The organism is Bradyrhizobium hipponense (assembly GCF_008123965.1).
Classification (GTDB): Bacteria; Pseudomonadota; Alphaproteobacteria; order Rhizobiales; family Xanthobacteraceae; genus Bradyrhizobium; species Bradyrhizobium hipponense.
In genome coordinates this window covers 1-6,371 of sequence record NZ_VSTH01000198.1, presented here as the reverse complement: position 1 = coordinate 6,371, position 6,371 = coordinate 1, and the positions used below count along the sequence as shown (strand labels likewise).

The following is a 6,371-nucleotide window of genomic DNA, read 5'->3' as shown; positions in this document are numbered from 1 at the left end:
GGCCTTCGCCGGGACGACACCGAGAGTGGGACCACTGCACTTACCTCATCGCTGGCTCGCCAACACCATCCGTGCCATCCAGGCGATATCGCCCGCCGTCATCGTCCGCATCGACTGGCTGCAATTCCAGCGCCTTTGCCGTGCCGCGCTTCAAATCGATCGCAACACGTAACGCCGATTGTCCTTCTGTACCGGCCGCGCGTTCATGGGATAGAGTTTTGCGAAGGCGGCGATGTCTGCGGCCGACACCTGGATGGGATCGGTGAGCAGCAGCCATTCGACCACTTCCGAGCAGGGCGGCGTCGTCAGCGAGCCGGAATAGCGGAAGTAGCTGAGCTTTTGCGGCAGCATGGCGCCCGGATGGATGCTGCCGTCGGCCTTCACCGCAGGTCCTTCCGCAGCCGGCATGGTCTTGACGATCGTGTTGAAGCTCGCATTCGGCCTGCCTTCGGCCATCAGCACGCCGACCACGGCGAGCCCGCCGGCATCGTTGCGGTGGACGAAGTGGGCCTCCATCGGAAAATTCTTGCCGCCGATCATGTGCTCGCTCGGCCGGTGGAAGTGCACCTGCAGTAGCTTGTACTTGACGTTGCCGAGCGTCAGCGTGCTTCCTTCCGCGAAATTGAGCTGGATCGTATGCCCGTTGTTGACGATGGTGTCGGCGCTCCTGCCCCAGTTCAGCTTCAGCGTCGGCAGTTGCGATTTGATCGTCGCCTCAATGTCGATCGGCGATTGTTGCAGGCCGGCCGCGCAGGCCTTGTTGGCTGCGTCGAGATCGCCCCATTTGGCCGGGCCGCCGACGCCTTCATAGCTCCAATGCGCGCCTTCTGCGGCAAAGGCCGGCTTGCACAGTGGGCAAAGGGCGAGACCCGCGAGCGCCTTCAATGCGTGACGGCGATTCATCATATTCCCCCTGAGGTGCATTTTGGCTTCTCAATATCGGCGCAACCTAGGCGAAAGGGGGATGTGTCGCAATGGCGATTGCGCCAGGAATCTAATCGCGAATCTAATCGCGAATCTATCGCGCCGGAATCTACTGGCTCGCCCACGCGATTCGCGCGATCCAGGCGATATCGCCCGCCGCCATCGTCCGCTCGGCCTGCGCCGCATCGAGCGGCTGCAATTCCAGCACCTTTGCCGTGCGGCGCTTCAGCGTCGCGACCGTCACCTCGCCGTCTCTGGTCTTCACCACCACGCGGTCGCCGTTGCGGACCGCCGTGCCCGGCGAAACCAGGATGACGTCGCCGTCGCGGTAGGCAGGCTGTAGCGCATCGCCGGAAATCTCCAGCGCAAAGGTGTGGCGGTCCTCGGCGGCGGGAAGCGCGATCTCGGCCCAACCCTTGCCGCTGGGAAAGCCGGACTCGTCGAAAGAACCGGTCGCGCCGGCCTGTGCGAAGGCGAGCAGCGGCACGCAGCGGCGGTCACCGACGTCGTCGCCGATCAGTTTCACGAAAGTCTCAATGGACGATTCGGCCGCCGTGAGCGCCTTGGCGATCGATTCGGTCGAGGGCCAGCGCTCGCGGCCGTCGGCGGTGACGCGCTTGGACTTGTTGAAGGTGGTGGGATCGAGCCCGGCGCGCTTTGCAAGCCCGGACGGCGACAGGCCGGCGCGCGCCGCCAGTCGATCCAGCGCCCCCCAGATCTGATCGTGGGTTAGCATCCTCTGCGCTTTGGCCTGCCTGACCATGAAAAGGTCCAGCCCGTCGCAACTCAGGAAAACTGTCCTCAAATCAACCGGTTTTCCGTTTTTCGCGCAAGGGGTGTGGCTAAGTCTTGAGTTCGCGAGGTGTGGCCTTTACGGTCGCGCGCGGGATTTGAAAACCCGTCAGAGACGAAAAACCCCAAAAGACTCAATGAGCTGACTCAACGGGCAAGCAGGGCTCCGCAAGCGGTGGTCAAGATCTATAAAATCTGTCCGGCCTCGGCCTGGCGCGAAGCGGAACGGCAGGGCGTGTATCGGGGTAGCGCGGATGACACGCGCGATGGGTTCATCCATTTCTCGACCGCCGCCCAGGTTCCCGAGACCCTGCGAAAGCATTTCCTTGGCCAGCGAGCGCTGTTCCTGGTCGAGGTCGATGACGAGGCGCTTGGAGCCGGCTTGCGCTGGGAGCGTTCGCGCAATGGCGAGCTGTTTCCGCATCTGTACGGCGAACTCGACCTCGGCGCGGTGATCGCCGTGACGAACCTCAACATGCGCGCCGACGGCAGCCACGACGTTCCGGAGCTTCTGCCGTGATCCGGGCTTTCGACGCCTTTTCATTGCCGGTGCTGCGCTGGCTCGACCCGGAGGACGCGCATCGGCTCGCGATCCAGGGCCTGCGCTTCCTGCCGCCCGGCAAGCCGCGGCCGGACGATCCCAAGCTCGCGGTGCGCGCCTTCGGGCTCAACTTTCCCAATCCGATCGGCATGGCCGCCGGCTTCGACAAGAGCGCGGAGGTGCCGGATGCATTGCTGCGGCTCGGCTTCGGCTTCGTCGAGATCGGCTCGGTGACGCCGAAGCCGCAAGCTGGCAATCCGCGGCCGCGACTGTTTCGCCTCGAGCGCGACGAGGCCGTCATCAACCGCATGGGCTTCAACAATGACGGCGCGGAGACGGCGCTTCGACGGCTTGCCGCGCGCGCACAGCACGGCGGCATCGTCGGCGTCAATGTCGGCGCCAACAAGGATTCGCCGGACCGCGTCGCCGATTACGTCAAGCTGATCGAGACTTTCGCGCCGGTGGCGAGCTATTTCACCGTCAACGTGTCATCGCCCAACACGCCCGGCCTGCGCAATCTGCAGGAGGGCGCGCTGCTCGACGACCTCCTCGCAAAAGTCATCGATGCGCGCGAGCGGGTGCGCCAGAAGGCCGGCGACACGCCGGTGCTGCTGAAGATCGCGCCGGACCTGAGCCTCGCCCAGCTCGACGACGTCGTGCAGGTCGCCCGGTCGCGTCGGGTCGACGGCATGATCGTGTCGAACACGACCATCGCACGGCCGAGCACGCTGCGCGAGGAGATGCGCGCGAAGGAGCAGGGCGGCCTGTCCGGACGGCCGCTGTTCCGCCTGTCGACCCGCATGGTCGCGGAGACCTATGTGCGCGTCGAGGGCGCGTTCCCGCTGATCGGCGTTGGCGGGGTGGATTCGGGCGGCGCAGCGCTGACGAAGATCCGCGCCGGCGCCAGCCTGATCCAGCTTTATTCGTCGCTGATCTACAAGGGCCTCGGCCTCGTCGACGAGATCAAGCGCGACCTCACTTCGACGCTGCTCCGCACGGGCCGGGATTCGCTGTCCGAGATCGTCGGCGCCGACGCTGCCACTTTGACGGCGGAAGACTGGCCGGGGATGTGAGGCGCACTTCGCCTCTCCCGCGGGCGGGAATCCCCGTAGCCCGGATGGAGGTAGCGCATTCCGGGAATCCGTCCGCGAATACGGACGTCCCGGATTACGCTGGCGCTCCATTCGGGCTACGATTTCGCAAACGTCGCCCTGAACAGCGCCGGATAGCGCGCACCCTGCAAGCCGCCGCGTGCGACGTAGAACGCGATCAGCGCGCACCACAGCCCGACATTGCCGAACGCTTGCAGCGCCAACCAGGTGAGCAGGAAGATCGCGAGCGAGGCCAGCATCAGGTTGCGCATCTCGCGCGCCCAGGTGGCGCCGACATAGATGCCGTCGAAGCCGAAGGCGAACACGCCCGGCACCGGCGCTAGCACGATGAACGGCAGGAAATCGCGCGCTGCCCGGCGGACGTCGTCGCTTGCCGTCATGAAGTCGATCAGGTTTGGGCCGAACAGTGCGAACAGCACGGCGACGACCAGCGCGAAGCCGAGCCCCCACAGCAGCACCAGGCGGGTCGAATCCGCAAATCCCTTGGCGTCGCGCCCGCCAAAAGTCCGGCCGCAGAGTTGCTGGGCTGCATTCGCAAGGCCGTCGAGGAAGAAGGCGCTGACCAGCAAGAAGTTGTTGAGCACGGAGTTCGCGGCCAGCGTGACGTCGCCGGCGCGCGCGCCCTTGGCGGTGAAGAACAGGAACACAGCGATCAGCGCCGCGGTGCGGATCATGATGTCGGAGTTCACCGCCAGCATCCGCATCAGTTTCTCGCGGTCGAACAGGCGCGCGCGAGCAACGGCAAAACCACCGCCCGCGTAGCGGTGGCAGACGATTGCGCCGAGCACGAACCCGACCGCCTCGGACAGCAGCGCTGCCACCGCCGCGCCTGCGATGCCGGTGTCATAGACCAGCACCAGCAGGATGGTCGCCACCATGTTGATGAGGTTGATCGCGACCTGGAGCAGCAGCGCTGGATTGGCCCGGGCTTGTCCGACCAGCCAGCCCAGGATGACGTAGTTGGCGAAGGCGAATGGCGAGGACCAGATCCGGATCATGAAATAGGTTTTCGCGGCGTGCGTGACCCCCTCGCTGCCGCCCATCAGGTCGAACAGCACGGCGGCCAGCGGCAATTGCAGCACGATCAGCGCGGCGCCGATCAGGCCTGCGACGATGAAGCCGCGCACGAGAATGGCGTTCAACTCCTGCGTCTGGCCCGCGCCCAGCGCCTGCGCGGTGAAGGCGAGCGTGCTCATGCGCAGGAAGCCGAACAGCCAGAACAGGCAGTCGAAGATGACGGAGGCCATCGCGACGCCGCCGAGCAGCGCGGCGTCGTCGAGCCGCCCGATCGCGGTGGTCGAGACCACGCCGATCAGCGGCGTGGTGAGGTTCGCGACCATCGCCGGACCCGCGATGGCGAACACCTCGCGGCTGCCGACCCTGGGATGAACGGGCGCGTGCATGTCAGACCACGAGCACCATGCCGTCTTCGGCGGTGAGATGCTGAATGGCGCGAAGGCGCGACAGAACGTCGTCGCTCATATGGGTGAGGACGAGGCGTTTTGCGCCGATTGCGGGCAAATGCTGTTCCAAGGTCTTCAGGCTGAGATGGTTCTTGACCACCTTCTCGTACATATAGGCCTCGGCGATGAAAAGGTCCGCGCCGTGCGCCAGCGGAATGAGCGTTTCCGTCCATTCGGTATCGGCGCTGTAGGCCAGCGTGCGGCCCTCGGCTTCGACACGGTAGGCCAGGAACGGACCACCGGATTCGCCGTGCACGACCGGGTAGGGCGTCACGGTCACTGCGCCGAAATTGCGGCTCTGTTTCGGCGTCAGTTCAATGACGGAGAGGTCGAAGCGCGGCTTGGTTTTGGAGGAGTGCTCGAACAACGCCTCCATCACTTCACGCAGCCGCGTCTCGATACCTTGCGGGCCCGCGATGGTCAGCGGCCGCGTCCGCCGCGAGAATTGTGCGTCGAGCAGGAGGAACGGCAGGCCGGCAAAATGGTCGCCATGGAAATGCGTGATCAGGATCAGGTCGATCGCGTCGAGGTCAATCTCGAGCCGCTTCAGCGCCGGCAGAGCCGACGCGCCGCAATCGATCAGGAAGTTGGCCTCGCTCCCCCAAACGTGGAAGCAGGTGTTGAGCCTGCCGCCCGAGCCGAAGGCGTCGCCGCAGCCGACGAAACGCAGTTGCATCGGCTGCTCCCTAAAGAGTTCAGCGGCCGCGCGGCGTGCCGAACACGCGCATCAACAGCCAGATCGGGACCACGATGACGGCGCCGAGCAGGAAGTAGCGCCACAGCCAGTTCACCGCGTCGAAGCCGAGATCCCAGAGACGCTGGAACAGGAGGCGGATGCTGTAGATGATGTTCCAGGGATCGAAACCGATCGCCGCCAGCACAACGCCGACCAGAATCGAGAGCAGGACCAGGCGAAACGCGACCGCCAGCGGCGAGCCGCCGAGAAAGCGGTTCAGGCCATCACTGCGGCCGCCCGGCAAATCTCTGACGTCGTGGGCCATCGCAAACTCCTTGGGCGGATTCGACCCCATTATAGGGCACCGCGAGGCAGATGGGGAACCCGCAACGGGGCGTCAATCCGCTTACGGGAGTTTAATTCGGGTAGCGCGCCAGAGCTTCGATTTGGGACCGCGTCGCTCGCGGCGGGCTCCGTAACCTCGCCCGCTTGCGGGAGAGGTCGGCGCGTAGCGCCGGGTGAGGGCTCTCGCCTCTGGGGGAATCCCGATGCGGAGACACCCTCACCCCAACCCTCTCCCGCAAGCGGGCGAGGGAGCGCACCTCCGCCGTGGCGGCAATCGAGCCCATCTCAGCACGCTTCAGATCTGGGCGCGTCGCTCGCGACGGGCTCCGTAACCTCTCCCGCTCGCGGGAGAGGTCGCGCCGAAGGCGCGGGTGAGGGCTCTCGCCTCTTGGGGAATCCCGATGCGGAGACACCCTCACCCCAACCCTCTCCCGCAAGCGGGCGAGGGAGCGCACCTCCGCCGTGGCGGCAATCGAGCCTCATCTCAGCACGCTTCAGATCTGGGCGCGTCGCTCGCG

General features: G+C 65.5%; 7 protein-coding genes. 2 read left to right on the top strand and 5 right to left on the bottom strand.

Translation table 11 applies throughout. From position 1 onward, the window contains the following. Positions 1–150 precede the first annotated feature (150 nt). Positions 151–903: a carbonic anhydrase gene (locus tag FXV83_RS39570; protein ID WP_148745469.1), complete on the bottom strand. Its 753-nt coding sequence runs from the start codon at positions 901–903 to the stop codon at positions 151–153. A gap of 130 nt (positions 904–1,033) precedes the next feature. Continuing rightward, positions 1,034–1,687 (bottom strand): S24 family peptidase, encoded by a 654-nt coding sequence (locus FXV83_RS39565; RefSeq protein ID WP_148745468.1) that lies wholly within the window; start codon positions 1,685–1,687, stop codon positions 1,034–1,036. A gap of 204 nt (positions 1,688–1,891) precedes the next feature. Between FXV83_RS39565 and FXV83_RS39560 the strand changes: the two genes are divergently transcribed. Together FXV83_RS39560 and FXV83_RS39555 are read left to right on the top strand one after the other, a co-directional pair. Continuing rightward, positions 1,892–2,236: a DUF952 domain-containing protein gene (locus FXV83_RS39560; protein ID WP_148745467.1), complete on the top strand. Its 345-nt coding sequence runs from the start codon at positions 1,892–1,894 to the stop codon at positions 2,234–2,236. Beyond that, positions 2,233–3,330: a quinone-dependent dihydroorotate dehydrogenase gene (locus tag FXV83_RS39555; protein ID WP_148745466.1), complete on the top strand. Its 1,098-nt coding sequence runs from the start codon at positions 2,233–2,235 to the stop codon at positions 3,328–3,330. Before FXV83_RS39560 ends, FXV83_RS39555 begins: the two co-directional genes overlap by 4 nt. 116 nt (positions 3,331–3,446) lie before the next feature. Here the strand turns inward: FXV83_RS39555 and FXV83_RS39550 are convergent, their stop codons facing one another. From FXV83_RS39550 to FXV83_RS39540, 3 genes are read right to left on the bottom strand one after another with little or no spacing between them, the layout of a single operon-like run. Then, positions 3,447–4,772, bottom strand: a complete 1,326-nt coding sequence (locus FXV83_RS39550) for an MATE family efflux transporter (protein WP_148745465.1) — start codon at positions 4,770–4,772, stop codon at positions 3,447–3,449. Between the two features lies 1 nt (position 4,773). After that, on the bottom strand, positions 4,774–5,508 hold the full coding sequence (locus tag FXV83_RS39545; protein ID WP_148745464.1) for an MBL fold metallo-hydrolase: 735 nt from the start codon (positions 5,506–5,508) through the stop codon (positions 4,774–4,776). 19 nt (positions 5,509–5,527) lie between these two features. Next, positions 5,528–5,833 (bottom strand): DUF6460 domain-containing protein, encoded by a 306-nt coding sequence (locus FXV83_RS39540; RefSeq protein WP_148745463.1) that lies wholly within the window; start codon positions 5,831–5,833, stop codon positions 5,528–5,530. Between the last annotated feature and the right edge of the window lie 538 nt (positions 5,834–6,371).

What these genes read in the sequence shown, in the direction of transcription:
- FXV83_RS39570 (WP_148745469.1), bottom strand. Translation starts at nt 903, where the DNA reads ATGAATCGCCGTCACGCATTGAAGGCGCTCGCGGGTCTCGCCCTTTGC.
- FXV83_RS39565 (WP_148745468.1), bottom strand. Translation starts at nt 1,687, where the DNA reads ATGGTCAGGCAGGCCAAAGCGCAGAGGATGCTAACCCACGATCAGATC.
- FXV83_RS39550 (WP_148745465.1), bottom strand. Translation starts at nt 4,772, where the DNA reads ATGCACGCGCCCGTTCATCCCAGGGTCGGCAGCCGCGAGGTGTTCGCC.
- FXV83_RS39545 (WP_148745464.1), bottom strand. Translation starts at nt 5,508, where the DNA reads ATGCAACTGCGTTTCGTCGGCTGCGGCGACGCCTTCGGCTCGGGCGGC.
- FXV83_RS39540 (WP_148745463.1), bottom strand. Translation starts at nt 5,833, where the DNA reads ATGGCCCACGACGTCAGAGATTTGCCGGGCGGCCGCAGTGATGGCCTG.